Annotated in this window: 13 protein-coding genes; 2 read left to right on the top strand and 11 right to left on the bottom strand. The window is 59.5% G+C overall.

What is annotated here, in order from left to right; genetic code table 11:
• Nucleotides 1–36 precede the first annotated feature (36 nt).
• Nucleotides 37–1,392: a DUF58 domain-containing protein gene (locus H4317_RS05605; RefSeq protein WP_185889161.1), complete on the top strand. Its 1,356-nt coding sequence runs from the start codon at nucleotides 37–39 to the stop codon at nucleotides 1,390–1,392.
• A 33-nt stretch (nucleotides 1,393–1,425) separates the two neighbouring features.
• Here the strand turns inward: H4317_RS05605 and H4317_RS05600 are convergent, their stop codons facing one another.
• Complete coding sequence (locus tag H4317_RS05600; protein WP_185889160.1) at nucleotides 1,426–3,234, bottom strand: hypothetical protein; 1,809 nt, start codon at nucleotides 3,232–3,234, stop codon at nucleotides 1,426–1,428.
• Between the two features lie 201 nt (nucleotides 3,235–3,435).
• On the opposite strand from H4317_RS05600, the gene H4317_RS05595 reads away from it, so the two are divergent.
• Entirely contained in the window at nucleotides 3,436–5,496 is a 2,061-nt protein-coding gene (locus H4317_RS05595; protein WP_185889159.1) for a beta-N-acetylhexosaminidase, read from the top strand.
• A gap of 49 nt (nucleotides 5,497–5,545) precedes the next feature.
• Here H4317_RS05595 and H4317_RS05590 read toward each other — a convergent pair whose 3' ends face one another.
• The 10 genes from H4317_RS05590 to H4317_RS05545 form a co-directional block, all read right to left on the bottom strand.
• Nucleotides 5,546–6,358 carry an alpha/beta fold hydrolase gene (locus H4317_RS05590; protein ID WP_185889158.1) on the bottom strand — a complete coding sequence of 271 codons (813 nt, stop codon included), beginning with the start codon at nucleotides 6,356–6,358 and terminating at the stop codon, nucleotides 5,546–5,548.
• Nucleotides 6,359–6,628: 270 nt separating this feature from the next.
• Nucleotides 6,629–10,417: a DUF8818 domain-containing protein gene (locus H4317_RS05585; protein ID WP_185889157.1), complete on the bottom strand. Its 3,789-nt coding sequence runs from the start codon at nucleotides 10,415–10,417 to the stop codon at nucleotides 6,629–6,631.
• Nucleotides 10,418–10,519: 102 nt separating this feature from the next.
• Nucleotides 10,520–14,245, bottom strand: coding sequence for a sensor histidine kinase (locus H4317_RS05580; RefSeq protein WP_185889156.1), 3,726 nt, complete (start codon nucleotides 14,243–14,245; stop codon nucleotides 10,520–10,522).
• A 79-nt stretch (nucleotides 14,246–14,324) separates the two neighbouring features.
• Nucleotides 14,325–14,744, bottom strand: a complete 420-nt coding sequence (locus tag H4317_RS05575; protein ID WP_260625834.1) for a DUF983 domain-containing protein — start codon at nucleotides 14,742–14,744, stop codon at nucleotides 14,325–14,327.
• Complete coding sequence (locus H4317_RS05570) at nucleotides 14,744–15,001, bottom strand: hypothetical protein (RefSeq protein ID WP_185889155.1); 258 nt, start codon at nucleotides 14,999–15,001, stop codon at nucleotides 14,744–14,746. Before H4317_RS05570 ends, H4317_RS05575 begins: the two co-directional genes overlap by 1 nt.
• Nucleotides 15,002–15,097: 96 nt before the next feature.
• The gene (locus H4317_RS05565) at nucleotides 15,098–15,649 is read right to left on the bottom strand and encodes a DUF420 domain-containing protein (RefSeq protein ID WP_185889154.1); all 552 of its coding nucleotides are present in this window, start codon (nucleotides 15,647–15,649) and stop codon (nucleotides 15,098–15,100) included.
• On the bottom strand, nucleotides 15,636–16,298 hold the full coding sequence (locus H4317_RS05560; protein WP_185889153.1) for an SCO family protein: 663 nt from the start codon (nucleotides 16,296–16,298) through the stop codon (nucleotides 15,636–15,638). Before H4317_RS05560 ends, H4317_RS05565 begins: the two co-directional genes overlap by 14 nt.
• A 4-nt stretch (nucleotides 16,299–16,302) precedes the next feature.
• On the bottom strand, nucleotides 16,303–16,644 hold the full coding sequence (locus tag H4317_RS05555) for a cytochrome C oxidase subunit IV family protein (protein ID WP_185889152.1): 342 nt from the start codon (nucleotides 16,642–16,644) through the stop codon (nucleotides 16,303–16,305).
• A 78-nt stretch (nucleotides 16,645–16,722) separates the two neighbouring features.
• Nucleotides 16,723–17,499, bottom strand: a complete 777-nt coding sequence (locus H4317_RS05550; protein WP_185889151.1) for a cytochrome c oxidase subunit 3 — start codon at nucleotides 17,497–17,499, stop codon at nucleotides 16,723–16,725.
• A gap of 21 nt (nucleotides 17,500–17,520) precedes the next feature.
• On the bottom strand, nucleotides 17,521–18,108 hold the full coding sequence (locus H4317_RS05545; RefSeq protein ID WP_185889150.1) for a cytochrome c oxidase subunit 3: 588 nt from the start codon (nucleotides 18,106–18,108) through the stop codon (nucleotides 17,521–17,523).
• Nucleotides 18,109–18,145: the final 37 nt, after the last annotated feature.

Below are 18,145 nucleotides of genomic sequence, written 5' to 3'. Positions count from 1 at the left end.
ATTGCGAGCAAAGCAATGACAACACTAGCAGACAGCATGAAATCCTTTTTCCTTACCCGCCGCTTCTTCCTGCTGCTCACCATCCTGATTTTGGGGCTGGTGGTGGCCTTTTTTCTGCCGGGCTGGCTGGCGCCGGTGCAGGTGGCACTGGGGCTGTTGGTAGCGCTGGCTGGGCTGGATGTGCTGCTGCTCTATGCGCCGACCAAAAACGGGGCTGGGCACGTGTTTGGACGGCGCGTACTGGGCGATAAACTTGCTAATGGCTCCGACAACGACATCAGCATCTACCTCGAAAACCACTACCGCTTTCCTATCCATACCGAAACCATTGATGAGATACCACATCAGTTTCAGCGGCGAGACGTGTTGTTTCGGTCGTCTATTGCGGCTGGCGAGACGCAAATAATTCGTTACCAGCTGCGGCCGGTGAAGCGGGGCGAGTATGAGTTTGGGGCCGTGAACGTATACGTGGCGTCGCCGCTGGGACTAGCGCGGCGGCGGTTTCGGTTTGATGCCGCTCGTACGGTGCCCGTCTATCCGTCGTTTCTGCAGATGCGGCAGTATGAGTTGCTAGCCATCAGCAACCGCCTGACAGAAGTGGGCGTCAAACGTATCCGGCGGGTAGGCCACAGTCTGGAATTTGAGCAGATTCGGCCGTATGTAGCCGGCGACGACACGCGCGCTATCAACTGGAAAGCCACGGCCCGCCGCGCTACCACCGGCTATGCCGCCGATGCACTGGTCGTCAACCACTACCAGGACGAGCGCGCCCAGCAGGTATACTGCCTCATTGATAAAGGCCGGGTGATGCGGATGCCGTTTGAGGGCCTCAGCCTGCTCGATTACGCCATCAATGCCACGCTGGTAGTGAGCAACATTGCCATCATCAAGCACGACAAGGCCGGCCTGATTACATTTTCGCACCAACCCGGCACCGTGCTGCCTGCCGACCGACGCGGCGGCCACATGCGCAAGCTGCTGGAAGTGCTCTACCGCCAGCGCACCAAGTACCTTGAAACCGACTATGAGCGGCTCTATATCAGTGTCCGGAACAACATCCGGCAGCGCAGCCTGCTGATTCTATTTACCAATTTCGAGACACTTAGCGGTATGCAGCGCCAACTGCCCTACCTACGGCGCATGGCCAAAGACCACCTGCTACTGGTGGTCTTCTTCGAAAACACCGAGTTGCGCGAGTTTCTGGACGCCCCCGCCGAAACTACCCAAGACGTCTACAACCAGACCATTGCCGAGAAATTTGCGCAGGAAAAGCGCCAGATTGTGCGGGAGCTGAACCGCTACGGCATCCATGCGCTACTCACGGCTCCGCAGCACCTGACGGTGAATACCATCAACAAGTACCTAGAGTTCAAGTCAAGAGGCTTGATCTAGGGACTGGCTTCGGCTTCCTGCTTGCAGACTGTGTTAGTCGTCGAAAGCTTCCAGCCGGGCGTTGTCCAGCAGCAGGTTGGCGGTGGTGCCGTAGTATAGGAATGTGATGGAAACGTTATCGAAATCAGCTTGGGGCGGGCGCATGTCGAAGTGCAGCGTGCGGGGCCAGGCGGCGTCTAGGGCCCGTTGCAGGCGCACGGTTCGCTCTTTCACAACCTCACTGCCGCGCCGGAACCGCACCACGTATTGCGTCATGCGGCTTACGTCTGGCTCTACTTGGTCGGCGCGGGCTTCGGCGGAGGCGCGCACCCACTCAAACTGCCCGGGCCGGGCCGGAACTACCCATTCGGTACTTTGTGGGTGGGCGGCGTCCAGCGCCAGGGAACAGCTACCCTGCAACGCCGGCGTCCCGCACAGACCGGGCGCGGGCTGCTCAAACTCCTGCTGCCACAGCACGCGGCTGTTGAGCGGCGTGCCCGTAAATTCGGAGTTGCTATCAAGCAGCAGCGCGGTTTCGGGCGGCACCTCGTAGCGGAACAAGATGCGCCCGAGGTAGGCACGGGTCATATCGCCGGCTACAAGCAGGCCGTGGCCCCCGGGAATGGCCATCTGCGTGAGCCAGAAGCCGTAGGCGCAGCCCAGCACGGCCAGCACGCCATAAGCCGCAGCCCATACCGGACGGGCCAGCAGCCAGCGCAGCGCGGCAGCCATTGGCCAGGCCAGCACCGCGTAGCTCTGTATCATGGCCCGGATGCCCAGCCCGCCGCCGTAGGTCCATTCGTCCCAGGCAAACGTCACGTACGTAAACATCACCGTGTACACGAGCAGCGCCCAAAACACATCCGGATGCTGCCGGCGCAACGGCCAAAACCCTACCAGCGCCGTCAGCAGAAGTGGCGAGTAGGTGAGCCAGCCGCTACGGAAGCTAAAGATGCCTTCCCACAGATGCGGCTTTAGCCAGCTAAACCCCTGCTCCTGGTAGCTGTATACTATCCAGTCGCCGGTGGCGTAGTGCCAGTAGAAAAGCTGGATGCTGAGCAGCGCTGCGCCGGCCAGTCCGGCCGCCAGCAGCAGTGGCCAATGTTGCTGCCAGAATGCCAGCCGGCTGCGCAGCACAGCCCGGTCGAACGTAAGCCCCCACAACAGCACCAGCAGCAGCGCCAGAATTTCGGTGGGGCGCGTCAGGGTCATCAGGCCCACTATTGCCCCAATGCCTATGGCCCGGCCCAGGCTGGGGCGGGCGTAGAAGGCAGGCGTCAGCAGCAGCAGCACAGCGTACCAGAAAAACAGCCAGCAGTGCGTCATACCGGCGTGGCCGGCTCCGCTGTAGGTAAGATAGTTGGTACCCAGCAGCAGAATCAGCAGCGTGAGAGCCGTGGGCCACTCGCCGAAGCGGGGCAGCAATGCCCGCCGCACCAGCCAGAAGCTCAGCACCGAAATCAGTAGGCTCGCCAGCTTAATGGCCAGCTGATAGGGCGGCGAAAACCCATCGGCGGGAAAGCCCAGAGGCGCGGCTACGGCGTGGGCCGCCAAGAAAAACGGCAGCTCCTGCAGGGCCAGTCCAGCCGGATACTTCATCACGAAATTACCGCTACCCTGATGCCGATAGGCCTGGTAAAAGTCTGACGTAGGGGAGTAATCTTTCAGCAGCTGGTCCTGGAAGTTCAGCTCACGCAGGTCGTGGTGCACGAAAATGGCGGGCAGGTAGAGGTAGTAGCCGGAAGCGTCCCAGTTGAGCACCGGCGACGTGCGCCACACCTGGGGCGGCGGATAATACCACCAGGATAGTACCAGCAGCAGCACGGTAGCACCCCAGGCGGCTATCCGGGAAGGAGAAGTCATAGACATAAAAAAACAAGCGCGCCCGTACTAAAACAGCACTTACTGGCACCGGCCCGCAAATTGCGGAAAAGTAGCGCCCAGACCAACCATCCGTTAATTGCCGGCCCGTGGCAACGCCGCAGCCTCCGGCACGAATGCTGCTTTATGCCACCCCCGATGCGTTGTACCGTATCTTTCGCTCCCACCCCACCCTACCCGCGTATGCCATTTCGCTTTCCTGCTGCCTTGTTTTTGCTGTGGCTCTGCGCCGTTTCGGCGGTTGCTCAATCTGCCCCTTCCACCCGCAACCTGATGCCGGTGCCGACTTCGGTGCGCTGGGGTTCGGGCAGTCTGAGCTGGAAGCTACTGCTGAAACCGGAGCTGCAAGGCCCTCTCGATGCCGACCTGACGGCCGCCGTGCTGCGCACACTCGTCCGGTTGCACCGCAACGCGGGCAGCGGTATTGCCCCAGCCGGCGCCGTGCCGCTCCAGATTCGGTATGGCAGCATCGGGAAGCCCGAAAACAACGATGAGGAGCGGTATAGTCTGCGGGTTACCCCTACGGGCGTGCTGATTGATGCGCCCACCAGTCTGGGCGTGCTGCGGGCACTGGCAACGCTGGAGCAGCTGCCACAACCCGAGGGGCGCCACTCGGTGCTGCCCGAAGTTGATATTCAGGACCAGCCGCGGTTTGCGTGGCGCGGGCTGCTGATTGATGCGTCCCGACACTTCATGCCGGTATCCGTGATTAAGCGTAATCTGGATGCCATGGCCGCCGTGAAACTGAACGTATTTCACTGGCACCTCTCCGACGACCAGGGCTTTCGGGTGGAAAGCAAGGCGCTGCCGCGCCTGCACGAGGTGAGTGGCCAGCACTACACGCAGCAACAGGTGCGCGACGTGCTGCGCTACGCCGCCGCCCGCGGCATCCGGGTGCTGCCTGAGTTCGATGTGCCCAGCCATACTATTGCCTGGATGGCGGCCTACCCGCAGCTGGCCTCCAATGACTCTATCTACGGTGTGTACCAGAGCTGGCGCACCTCCAACATGGCTATCGACCCCACCAAAGAAAGCACCTACGAATTGCTGGACACGCTTTTCGCGGAAATGACGGCCCTTTTCCCCGACCCTTACTTCCACATCGGTGGCGACGAGAACGACGGGCGGCAGTGGCGCAAAAGCCCGCGCATCATGCAGTTTGCCCGCGAAAAAGGCTACCTGAAAGCCGATGGCAAAACCCTCGACAAGCATGCACTACAGACGTATTTCAACCGCCGCGTGCTCACTATCGTCACGAAGTACAACAAGAAGATGGTAGGCTGGGACGAAATTCTGGGGCCGGGCCTGCCGCAAAATGCCGTTATTCAAAGCTGGCGCGGCAAAAAGGGCCTCTACGATGCCGCCAAGGCCGGCAACCCGGCTATCCTGTCCAGCGGCTACTACCTCGACCTCTACCTGACAGCCGCCAGCAGCTACGCCACCGACCCGCTGCCCGCTGATGCGCCTCTCACCCCAGAGCAGCAAAAGCTGATTCTGGGCGGCGAGGCCACTATGTGGGCCGAGTTTGCCGACAGCGTCATCATAGATTCGCGCATCTGGCCCCGCGCCGCGGCCGTGGCCGAGCGGTTGTGGTCGGCGCGCACAGTTACGGATGTGCCCGATATGTACCGCCGCCTCGCCGCCGTTTCTGGGCAGCTGGAAGGGCTGGGTATGCAGCACCGCAAAGCGCCGGCAAAGCTGCTCCAGCAGATGGCCGGCCCCGACCCGGCCGCACTAGCTCCCCTACGCACGCTGGCCGATGTGCTGGAACCCGTTAAGGAGTATAAGCGCCACTTCCAGGGCTTCACTTACACGCCCCAGACCCCGCTCACCCGCCTCGTGGATGCGGCCCCAGCAGAATCGGATGGGGCGCGGCAGTTTGGCTGGCACGTAGATTCGCTGCTGGCGGCCCGTCCCACCAAAACGGCGGCACTGCCCCGCACAGCCGCCACCCGCGCCCGCCTCAAAGACCTGCGCGAGCAGCTCACCCTGTGGCAAACCAACGACACCCGCCTGCAGCCGCTGCTTACCACTTCGGCTCCACTTACAGAATACGCGCCGCTTTCCACGCAATTGCGCCTGCTGGCTACGCTGGGCCTGGAGCGCCTCACGCAGCTGGAGCGCGGCACGGCTCCTTCGGCCGCATGGTTGGCTGCTGCCAAAAAGCAGCTGGAAGCCGCCAAAGCACCCGCCGGGCAGACGGAACTGGCCGTAGTAGCCGGGTTCGGGAAACTGCTGCAGTAGGCTGCCTCTGGTACCACAATAAGTGCGGCACGCATTACTGACGGGCTGTTTATTGTGTAGCTACCTGCTCGGCTTGGAGGTAGCGCTCCAGTGCCGCAATGGTGGCTACCGGGGCATTTAGGTGAGGGTAGTGCCCGGTGGTATCGAGGATGCTGAGGGTGCTGCCGGGCAGGTGTGCGTGCAGGTAGTGGCCCACCACCGACGGCGCCACCGAATCGTGGGCGCACTGCACAACTAGGGCGGGCACCTGCAGTTTGGCCAGCTCGCCCCGGTAGTCAGACAGGAACGTGGCGCGAGCAAACTGGCGGGCCACGGCCGGATCTACCTGCGAGAAGCTGGCCAGCACCTCGTCAAGCAGCTCGGGACGCATATCGCTGCCCACGATGGACGGCACCATGGCGCTGGTCCAGTTGAGGTAGTCGCGGTCCAGAAAGCCGAGTAGTTCCTCTAAATCTTCGGGTTCAAACCCGCCGATGTAGTCGCCGTCATTGAGGTAGCACGGTGAAGCAGCTAGCAACACCAGCCGCTCGAACAGCTCCGGCTCCCGGATGGCGGCCAGCACCCCAATCATGCCGCTCACCGAGTGCCCGACATACACCACTTTGGGCAGTTGCAGCTCCCGCAATAGGTTCAGCAGATCCGTGACGTAGCCATCGAGGGTGCGGTAGCGCGTGAAGTCGTAGGCGGCTTTGTCGGAGCGGCCGGCTCCTACCAGATCAAAGAGCACCACCCGGTAGTCGGCGGCGAAGGCCGGCGCCACATAGTTCCACGCCAGTTGATCGGTGCCAAAACCATGAGCGAATACTAGTGGCTGTGTACCAGCACCGTAGGTAGATACATGATGACGAAGGATAACATCCATAGTGGTAGCGCGCTGAATAGTCCTTTTTCCTCCTTTGAGCTGCAGGCTTGGCCAGCAGCAAGTCAGGCGGTTAAAAGCCCACGGTGTGTACGGTTAGGCGGTAGGCAATCTAAAATTGACGAGTTTATACACTACACCAAAATTTTTCCCAACACAGCACAGCTTTCCCATTTTGGGTCTACTTGGTTAGCCTGACTGGATTACAGCATACAGAGTACACAAAACAGGCAGCCGGGCTACCTGAGTTGCCAGAGCAACCACCTCGCCAGCTTAAAACAGCACCGAAACCTGCATGCGGCCGGTGTGCACTACGTTCAGGCCATTGGCTTTGCGGCCGTCGTAGCTGAGGCTGAGGTTGAGGCCGTTGCTGAGGCGCTGCTCGGCGTTCAGGTTCCAGGTGAAGTTGGAGCCGGGGCGCAGCGCATTCAGGATTTCCAGGCCCACCACCGAGTCCTGGTTGCCGTCGAAGGCGATGCGCACGTAGCGCGTGGTGGCCGTGATGGTGCGCTTGCTGACCTGGCTGATGCGGGTTTCAATGCCCAGCTCATCGAAGATGCCGCGGGCCTCGTTTTCGGCGTTGATGGGCGTCACGTTGTTTTTGTCGGTGCGCAGGTAGGTGCCCGTGAAGCGGAGCGTGCCGCTGGGCTGGTAGCTGATTTCGGGGGCCACCTCATACACCAGCACCCGGTAGTTGCGGTTGGCGAGGTAGTCGGAGTTGTTCTGCCGGATGCTGCGCGAGGTGGTGAGGCGCCCCGTAAACGAATGGGCCAGCGTGCGGCGCAGCAGCAGGCTCTGAGCCGCCAGGTTGCGGATATCGGAGCCCTGTGTGAGCAGCACCTTCTGCTGGCTCTGCTGCACAGTCAGTTCGGCTCCGAAAATGGGGTTGGAGCGGTTGAAGTACACCGTATTGCGCAGCAGCTTATTGAGGCTGAGCAGCAGCGAGTCTTCGGTCTGGAACGCAAACGGGTTCAGGCGGGCTGAAAGGCTGTTGTCGATGGTGCGGCTATCGAGCGTGATGCTGCTGATGGCCGAGAATCGGGCCGCCGCCGCGCGCCAGCCGCCGGCGTCGCGCCAGGTGCGCGGGGCGTTGGTAGTGAGGCGGTAGCTGAACCGGTTGCTGTAGGCAATCAGGTAGTCGTCGGTGGGCAGATACACCTTGATGTGAGTGCGGTACACGGCATCCGAAGTGGGCGCCTCGAAAAACTCGTCCCGGTCCTGAATGCCGTTGAAGGGCGGAGCGTCGCCGCCGTAGTAGTGCGTGCCCTGCCCGTTGGCCACCGTGATAAACGAGTAGTCGCGCTTCAGCTCCCGGCCCGTTGCCACGGAGTAGCTCAGCTCCGACCGAATCTGGTTTTGCAGGAAGCTGGCGTTCCAGTCCAGCTTGGTTAGCACGGTGCGCTGGCGGGCACTGTCGCGGGCGGCCAGGTCGCGGTAGGTGGCCAGCACGGCTAGGTCCTGGTTTTTGCCGAGGCGAGTAGTCAGCGTGCCCTGCCAGGTCTGGGCGGTGCTGCGCTGCCGGATTTCGGTCTGCTCCGGGTTGGGCGTCTGGTCGCGGCGGTAAGTGTAGTCGGCCCGGAAACGGGTGCGGGCCGAGTCCTGGCTCTGGATGAACACGTTGTGCTCGTCGAAGTAGTTGGCCGAGGTGAGGGAGTCGCCGGAAGGCAGCGCCACGCGGTTTTTGTCGAAGCGATAGGCGTAGCCCGGCACCACGGACCCGGCCACGTAGCGCGCCGCCGCCTCGCCCCTCGCCCACCTGGATTCCTTGTTGCCGGCCTTGGAGTTGAGCAGAAATAAACTGCCGCGCAGCTGCACGTCGCCAATCTGGCGGGCCGCGTCCAGCCAGTGCTGCAGCCCGCTCACTTCCCCCGACCGGAAACGGCGGCTGAGTCGGTAGTTTACGGCGTTGTTTTCGTCTTTGGCCGCGCCCACCGCAAAGTTGAGAATGTTATCGGCGTGGGCTTCGCGGCGGGTGGCGTTGCCCTGCACGGTGCTGGTGGTGCTCCAGTTGCGGTCGAACTCGATGTCCCGGAACCGGTCGACGGGCGCGAAGGCGCGGCTGGTGTACTCGTAATCAAGGGCGCTGCGGAAGCGGTAGTCTTTCAGTAACCCCAGGCCCAGCAGGCGGCGGTCCTGCACCACGTAGCCCACACGCATGGCCCGGCCTTTGTCGGAAGAAGGAGAAAACCGGTTCAAATCCAGGTCCGACACGGCCAGATCCACGAACACCGACGTGGTAGAATCCACCTGAAAGCTGGCCCCGGCCGACACAATCTGCTTCTGCAGCGGCGCGGGCAGCAGCCGGATGGGCGCGTACCGCCCCCGCTGCACGCCGTTCAGGGGCTCAATGTACTCGTACACCCGGCCATTGGCGCTGGGGTACGTCGTGCTCAGGTTATAGTCGCCTTTGCCGGCTCCCACGTCCGTAAACCGCACGTTGAAAACCTCCCGCGTCGAGTCGGGCGGATACGTGAATACGTCCACGGGCAGGCCGTTTACGGTGCGGTTTTCACGGTTGTAGAGCACCTGGTTGCGGGTGTACTGCACACGCTGGCCGCCGGGCGTAGCGGCCTGGGCCACGTTGCCGGGCAAGTCGCGCAGGGCCACCCGGTCGAGGCTGTCGAGGAGCAGGTTGGGCGAGTTGTCGGGGTTGTCGGCTTCGCGGTAGAAGTTGCCGTGCACCGCCAGCCGGCCCACCTGCTGGTAGTGGCTCAGGTGGTAGAGCGAGCGGGCGTAGTTGAAATCGGAGTACTCGAAATCAATCTTGATGCGCGAGTTGCGGGTAATCAGGTGCTGGGGCGAAAACGTCACCTCGGCCTGGTTGTAGTCGATAACGTAGTCGTTGTCGAAGCCACGCGTCAGCAGCCGCCCATCCAGATATACCCGCTCGGAATTGGCCAGCACGATGATAAACTGCTCACCGTTAGGCCCGCGCAGCCGGTACGGCCCCTGCACGTTCTCAATGGGCGCCACATCAATGCTGGCAAACTTGCCCTTGGCCACGCCGCCCGCCACCGTCGTAGATGAGCGGATGGGTCCGAAGCGCCCCTTCTCCTCCGAGGAAATAGTGCCGGAGGTACCCGGCGGAAACGGGGAGCCCGACGCCGCGGGCGGCAACACGCTGCCCGGCGCGGTAGACTGCGTGGGCGGCTGGCCGCCGTTGGTGATGGTAGTGGTAGTGTAGGTGCCCGGATTGACGCCGGGGTAGCTGGGCAGCGGCGTGAGCTGCGGGGTCGTGAAACCGCTGAGCCCGCCCGGCGTCTGGCCCAGGTTCACTTCCAGGGCCGCGCCCTGCACGTTTTTGTAGAAGCGCAGAAAGTAGTCGGGCTTGTTGCGCAGCACCACGTCGCCGGCCGTCAGGTTCCAGCGCGGGCTGGTGAGCGTGATGTAAATCCGGTCGAATTCCTGGAGCTGCTGGGTGTTGCCTTCGGGCTGGAACGGCACGCTTTGGTCGCTGATGGCGGCCGTCAGGTTGATATTGTCGGTAAGGCGGCCTTCGAGCTGCAGGTTGAGCGAGGAGTTGACAAACACGTTCTGCGCGTTGCCGAAGCTGATGCCGCGGGCCAGATTGCCGGTTTTGTTGATGCCCGGCGTGCTCAGAATCTGCTCCTTTACCGCAAAATCTTCCTGCCCGAAGCGGCGCTGCGGAAAATCGGTGCTGTCGAGCAAACGGCGCGGGCGGCGGAACACCGGCGCGGCCAGCCGTAGCGGCAGCACCCGGTAGCACACCAGCACCGAATCGAGGCCGGGCACTATGATGTCGGGCTGGCCGGGCTCGGGGCTGGGCAGGCGGCGGCCCGGCTGCACCAGCCGGTACCGGTCGGTGCGGCTGTCGTAGCTGACGGCGCGGCCCTGTATACTCACCGAGGAAGGCACTACGGTCAGCGTATCGTTCAGCGCAAAATCGGTGGTGTCGCGGCCCGGCGTGAGGCGCACCCATACGCAGCGGCGCGTGTTGGGCGGGGTTTCTGCACGCTGCTGCGCCCACGCTCCGGCCCACGCCAGCACACACACCAGCAGCAAGCCAAAGCGCAGGAAGCGGTGCGGAAAGCTGCTGATCATTGAAAGTCTTTATACCCGGAAGGTTGCCCGGCTCCACAACGTAAGAAGCGGCGCAATTCGTGCCGCCAAAAGTACCGCTCTGCGTCGGCTTGTTCCCGCGCCTTATCCGGCCAGCGGCAACTCGATGTAGAACGTGGTTCCAGTGCCTTCCTGCGTCTCAAACCAAATGCTGCCGCCGGCACTTTCGATGCCTCGCCGGGCCACGGCCAGCCCAATACCAGAGCCGGTAGCTTTGGTGGTGAAGTTGGGCACAAACACCTTCTCCCGCACTTCCTCGGCAATGCCGGACCCGTTGTCTTGGATGCTGATACGCACCCGCCCTTCGGGCCGGATTTCCAGCTGCGCCTCAATCTCCGGCCCACGGCCGTCCGGCACCGACTGCAGCGCATTGATGAGCAGGTTATTGAAGGTGCGCACCAACAGGCTTTCGTCGGCAAAGACGGTAGCGGGCGTTTCTTCCGCTGGCAGCTGCAGCTGAATGCGGGCGTCTTGGCGGCTGCCCTGGTGCAGCTCCACACAGCGGCGTAGTACCGAAGCCAAGTTCAGCCGCTCGGGGCGCATGGCGGGCAGGTTGGTGAAGTTGCTGAACGAGGTGGCAATGTCGGTCAGCACGTCAATCTGGGTGATAAGTGTCTGCGATACTTTGCCAATCAGCTCCTGAATGTTGGGGCGGTTGTCCTGGATGGCGCGCTGCAGAAACTGCAGGCTCAGCTTCATCGGTGTCAGCGGGTTCTTGATTTCGTGGGCCACCTGCCGGGCCATTTCGCGCCAAGCGGCTTCTTTCTCCTGCGCCGCCAGCTCCTGCTTGCTCTCCTCCAGCTTCAGCAGCATGGCATTGTACTCGCGCACCAACAGCCCGATTTCGTCATTCGACTGATAGTCGAGCATTTCATTCTGGCCCGTGAGGGTAGTTTGCTTGAGCTTTTCGGTGAGCAGCTTCAGCGGATCGGTCAGCACCCGAGAGGCCACGAAGGTGAGAATCAGGAAGAAGATGAACATCACCGTGAAGATGTTCACCAGGGTCGAAATCAACTCGATAAGCTTGTTGTCCAGCTCTTTCTCTGAATCGAAGAACGGAATACCCACGTACCCCAGCACCCGGCCCGCCTGTCCGGCCTCTTCCTCCGGGGCGCGCAACGGCAGGTACAGCGCATTGAACGAGAGCGAGCCGGCCCGCTCAGTTAGCAGTACGCGCGGCTGCGTGCGTTCCTTCAGCGCTGCTACAGCCTGCGGGTTCATCAGGGTACCCAGCAACCCCGACTCGAAAATGATAGGCTGGCTGCTGACCAGCAGTTCGCCGCTGGCATCGTAGAGGTTGAGGTCGGTTTCGGTGAGCGAGGACACGTTATCGGCCAGGTCGAACAGCGCGGCGCGGCCCATGGAGTCAGTGAGCAGGGCGCGGTTTTGCAGCAGGTTTTCCTGCACGGCCCGGCCGCGCCGCTCATAGGTGCGGCGCAGGTCGCGCTTGTACGACGACGTAACCTGGCTGGCCGTCGCAATACTCACAATCACCAGCGGCACCAGAATGCCGAAGTTGAGGAAGAGCTGAATTTTGGTGCTGAAGTTGGTGCGGAATATCTCCAGATACTCGCCGCGCACCAGCAAGTACAGCCCAATGCTGAGCAGCCAGAAAAACGTGTGCAGCAGAAACAGGAACGAGAAATTGGCCAACCAATCGGTGAAGCTGTAGTTGTCCGTCGTCACGACCACCGTGCGGTGCTGGGCTTCGTCGCGCACGGCCAGATGGTGGTAGCGGCCCGCCACCAACCCGGTACGGTAGAGGCGCGGGTCGTTGTACTGGTGCGGCAGCAGGCGGTTCACGTAGTCGAAGTCTCCTTCATTGTACACCAGCCGGTCCTTTTCGAAACCCGCATAGCTCAACTCAGCCCCCAGGCCAGGCTGAAAGAACTTCTGGTCGACGAGCAGCTCGGGCACTACGCTGTACGTGGTCAGCTTTTTTAGTGTGAGCTCCAGCAGCACGGTACTAGACCCATTGGTTGGAGCCGGCACGGCCACAAAATCGACGTAGCGGCGGGTGCTGAACGAGTTGCTGCCGCGCACCAAAAACAGGTTGAGCTGATCGGTGCGAGTAGCATTCTTCAGCAGCCGGCTGCGCGCCTCCGACAACGATTCGGCCCCTAGCCCGGCGCCCAAAGGGCGACCGGCCGGGTCGAAAAGCGAAACTGTTATTTCATACTTGTCAAAATAGTCGCGCAGGTAGTGCTTGACTATCTTCTGGCGCACCACTTCCGAGCTGGCAAACGGGCTGGCCAGTAGCGTCCGGATGAGCGGATCGGCCGCCATTTCACGGGTACGTTCCGTCAGCAGAAATTCTCCTTGCAGGTCGTTGTCCACGAGCAGGTTTCCGGCAAGAGTCTGCTTGTTGATGACCAGCTGCCGGTCGAAGTGCTCGAACAAGGCCAGCGCCCCAACCGCCGAGCTGATACCCAGCATCAGGAAAATGAACAAGTATACTTGATACGGCACCACTGCTGCCACGCGCCGCAGCCCCATCAGGCGCAGCAGCAGCAGAAACCACAGTGTAATACCCACCAGCAGCACATGCACCTGGCCCAGCGCAATACCAATCGGCAGGAAAAGCAGGGCACTCAGGCCCAGCCCAAAGATGCTACCCCGCTTGGTTTCCGGCCGCACCGCCGCGCTGAACAGCTGCGCCAGCATATAAAACCCCACCAGGTAGGAGCCCGTGTGCAGCACAATAGCGAGGCACAACAATAGCTTAAACCCCGATACCGAAATATCTTGGGTGATATCGAGAATGATCTGGGAGTTGTTGAAGCTATTGGAGTAGAACTGAAACAGTAGCTCCAGCAGCCAAAAAAACAGCACGCCTGCCACCGTGGCTACCCCAGTGCGCTGCCCCGAGTTCTGCAGCCGCTCCACCCATCGTGTAGGATTGTAGCGCCGGAACAACCGCTGCACGTAGTAGGCCCCCACGGCCAGCAACAGAGCGTTGATGAGCAAGTCACCAAGAGAAGGTGAAAGCCATGAGGCCGCATACACTCGCGGATCGAAAAGCGGCAATTCGATAAAAGAGAACGGCAAGCCAAAGTGCAGCAGCACTGCCCGCAATAGCACCAGCGGCAGTAGAAGTATTGCTGCGCCTGCCAGCACCCTGTTGGCTCGGGCTAATTGCCGCGCCCAGAGCAGCCAGCACCCTAGATAAAAGCCAAACCCAAGCAGCATCAGGGCCATTGGCAGATACTTGCCGGTAGCCGGATTGAGTTGCAGGCTTTCCAGCGAAAACAGGTAATTGCCTTCGTCAGAGTATAGCTTAGGCAACCCGGCACGTTGCCCGCTGGTTACCAGCCGTACATTCAGGCCCCGGAATAGTGCCTTCTCTGAGCCGTCGCGCAGGTAACGGTTACTGATACCATAGCCTTTTTCCAACGGCACATAGGTTAGCACGACATAAGGCCCAGCCGCATGCCGCAGAGCAATGTAGTGCCCAAACTGCATGGTCACCAGCTTCTCCGTGAAGGGCTGCCCAACGTGTTCCGGCTCGGGACGGGTAGTGTGGTCTGACCAATAGAGTAGCTGCCCGTTGCGGTATACAAAGCAGGGATATGTCGTTTGGCTGACTAGTCTGCCAAAATTCAATTCACCCCGCTGCGCCTCCGCTGTTATTTCAGTGGCTTCCTGCTCGGCAGTCAGTTCGGCATTAGTTAGCAGCTTTTGTAGCCGGTTCGCGTCGGTACGCAACAGTAGGCCGGGCGTCTGACCATAACGGTTGCTCAGGTAAGCTCCCGCAAAGCATAGAAGAGCAGCCAGCAGCAATACTGGTGGTAGAAAGCGGGCTAACTTCAACAGGAATGAATTTGAACGACACCACGCGGCCCCGTAGGAACCAGTACCCAACAAAAATGCCGCCAATTGGCGGCATTTCCTAGTTATCGAACTTCTCTATGCTGTGGTGAGGAAGCGTAGCGGCCAAGTGCGGGTCGTAGGTGATTCCGCCGAATAAATACAGCATCACAACCCGCGCGTAACGGAATAACAATGGTGTGAGAGCCACTACCACAGCCGCCACACTCGTGATATACACCCAGACCGGTGGATCGTGGGCCAAGTAGAACAGCAGAATTCCTGTCAGGAAGACTATAGCCGTGGAAAAGCCGTAGCTGATGTACATGGCGCCCCAGTAGAAACCCACTTCCGGCTCGTAATGCTGCCCGCACACCGGACAGCTTTCATACATAGCATCGAACTTGGTGAGGTGCAGGGCAGAATACCGAAACAGCGGGCCCCGATGGCAACGGGGACACTTCTGAGCCAGCATAGCCAGCACCGACCGGGAGGCGGCCATTACTTGCGCGCCAGCTTCTTCGCTTTGGTGTTGCGGTACCAGAAGTAGCCTACCGCTCCTACCAGCAGGTAGGGAATAGCAGCCATATACAGAATACCTTTATTCAGGCCCGAGAAATCGTAGCCATCTTTCTCTGAGCGAGCCGATTCTACCTGGGTTTTGCACATAGTGCATTGCGCCGCCGCCGTGCGAGGCGACAGGCTAAACAGAATACCCAGAACAAGGGCAAACAGCGCAGTCAACACAACCTTTTTCATATTTCTTCAACTCCGTTTGAACACGAATGGTTTGCGCATTCTCTCAATAAACGGGGGCTTCCTACCCCGCTCCTATTTCCTGCACCACTTAGCTGCTTAGGTGTAGTAGGGTGAAATCATGAAATACACGATAACGCCCGTAACTGACACGTAAAGCCAGATAGGATACGTCCAGCGAGCAATACGGCGGTGCTTCTGAAACTGCTCAGTAAGTGCGAAGTAAAGCGTAAACAGCACCAATGCCACCGTTACGGCAGCCAGCAGAATGTGCGTAATCAGGATGAAGTAGTAAATCGTCTTGATTAGACCTTCGCCACCAAACTTCGTACTGGGAACCTGTGAGTGGTAGGCCACATAGGATACCAAAAACAGAGACCCCATCAGGAAAGCAGAGCCCATCATGGCGCGGTGCTTGGCCACATCTTTGCGCCGGATGAAGTAGTAGCCAGCCATCAGCAATACAGCTGTCAGCGAGTTGAGCACGGCATTTACGGCCGGCAAAGCCTTCACCTGTGCTCCTTCAATCCGGAACACATTGGGGAAATAGTACAGAACAGCTACCGCAATGGGAATAACTGCGCCCAGCACAGCCGCCAGTACTTTGTATTTGGTGCTACCAGGGATAGAGGCAGGACTATTCGTGTTCATAGGTGTACAACAGCACGTTGATTTCCGTCATCAGACGTTCAACGTCTTTGGGTTTCATTCCGTCATAGATGCCTCGCACACGATGTTCCCGGTCTACGAGGTACAGATTCTGGCTATGCACTATGCCTGGTCCGGCCCCACTGGGAGCATCGAGTCGAAACTCTTCCGTAGCTAACCGATACAATGCGGTTTTGTCACCGGTCAGGAAGAACCATTTGCCGGCAATTGCGCCATATTGCTCGGCATAGCGTTCCAACACCGCTACGGAGTCGTGGGCCGGATCAACGGTATAGGATACCAGTTTCACGCGCGGCTCGTGCCGGAATTTTTCCTGTACCCGGGCCATCTGGCTATTCATGCGGGGGCAGGCACCGGGGCAGGTGGCGAAGAAGAAGTTTGCGACATACACACCGCCGCCCACATCCTGCTGCGTAATCTCTCGGCCCGACTGTGAAGCAAACCGAAAATCAGCCAACTGGTGAAAAACAGTATCGCGCCGCCACTTTCCTTCCACCAGTGTCGAATCGACACGGTCGGGCAGGAAAGTGGGCAGCGCGTAACGGTTGGTGCCGAAAGTGTACAGAAACACGAAAGCCAGCACCGGGACCAACAGAATGAGGCCCAACAACAGGACGTGTTTGGGCCTCATGCAGTTAGTTGAATACGTTCCAGAACGAGTTCTGGTAAGAACCCTCGGTAATCAGGGCGATAAGCAGCCACACCAGCAGTGCCATCGGAATGAGGATCGTCCAGATCAACGATTTCACTTCATGCTTCAAGTGCATGAATTCAGCCACGATAAAGAAGGCTTTGAAAATCGTGAGAACAATGAAGATAGAATTACGAAGCGTGCCCGGATCCATCAGGAATACGAACACAAATTCGAGGGCCGTAATACCTACCAGAACAAAGAAGGTTTTCCAGATCCAGCCGGTATTCGGTTTTGGAATCTCGCCGGTATGTGTTGTATGCTCGGTGCCTACGTGATTAGCCATGGTGCAGGAAGTAACTGAGGAGCGGAGATAAAACAACGGCTTAGCCAGCCGCGCTTACCTAGTCCGCTACCCGTGGAATTATACGAGGTAGAAGAAGGTGAAAACGAACACCCATACAAGGTCTACAAAGTGCCAGTACAGGCCAATTTTCTCTACCATCTCATAGTGGCCGCGCTTCTCGAACGTGCCGTTGGTAGTAGCAATGAAAGACCAGACCAGCAAGCAGACGCCGGAGAATACGTGTGTGCCGTGGAAACCCGTAATAAAGAAGAACAGGTCAGCGAAAAGAACCGGGCCGTACTGGTTGACAGCCAAATTGGCGCCATAAACGGTAGTACCGTCCAACATCTTGGTTCCTTCCTGAGTACCATGGATAAAGTGGCTCCACTCCCAAGCCTGCGAGCCAAGGAAAGTAGCACCGAACAGAATCGTCCAGAGCAGCCATTTCTGCACATCCTTCTTGTCCATGCGGTGGCCAGCCTCTACGGCCAGTACCATCGTCACGGAGCTGAAGATGAGAATCATCGTCATCAAGGCCACAAAGCCCAGCGGTACGCTCTGTCCGTGCAAGCCCGGGAAACCGTCAAACACTTTATCCGGAACGGGCCAGTAAGCCGTCGAAAACTCGAATACTTTGCCGGCAGCAGCATCAAAAGCTGGATAACGGTGACGGATCAGGCCGTACGTGGTCAGGAAGGCGGCGAACGTGAAGGCGTCCGACAACAGGAAGAACCACATCATCAGCTTGCCGTAGCTGGCCTTGAAGGGCTCATTGCCTCCGTCCCAGTTGCCGCTACGCGGCCGGTCAGCGGCATCGACAGAGGTGAGAGGCTGCGTCGTGGAAATGGTGGACATAAAGTGCGGGGTAAGACGAAACTAGTGGTTCAAAAGTAGGAACAAATACAGGTACAACCAAAGCGCGCCGAGGAAGTGCCAGTAGATGGTGCAGTTGGCAATAGGCATCATTTGCCGCGAATGCACCTGATAGCGAAGTGTTTTCAGGTAGGTTTTTACGAGAAAAATCAGCCCGGTGATGAGGTGAAAACCATGCACGCCCATCAATACATACACAAATGAGCCAGAAGGGTTGGCATCTACGCCCCCAAAATATGTCCGGCCAGCCACTAAATCACCCCAAGAAAACCACTGGCCTGCTAAAAAAGCGAGGCCCAGGAGAACTGTTAGGCCCATTGCCAGCTTCACACGGCCCAGTTCGTCGCGCTTAGCCGAGGCATACGCCCACTGCATGGTCGCGCTGCTCAACACAATCACGATAGTGTTGTACAGCAGGCTGATTGGCAGGTCGAACTCGCGCCAGTTTCCTTCTTCACGGCGCACAATAAAGCCGCTGGTAAAGGCTGCAAACATCATAATGATGCTTACAATCATCAGAATCAGGAGCAGCCGCATAGGATGCAGGCCGGTACCGGGTTCTTTTTCTTCCAAAGTTTCTACGCTTTGCATAGGTTTCAGGCAATGGGATACCAACTACGTAATGAGT

Source organism: Hymenobacter sediminicola (assembly GCF_014250515.1).
In the GTDB taxonomy this organism is placed as follows: Bacteria; Bacteroidota; Bacteroidia; order Cytophagales; family Hymenobacteraceae; genus Hymenobacter; species Hymenobacter sediminicola.
This window is presented reverse-complemented; position numbering and strand designations above follow the sequence as displayed.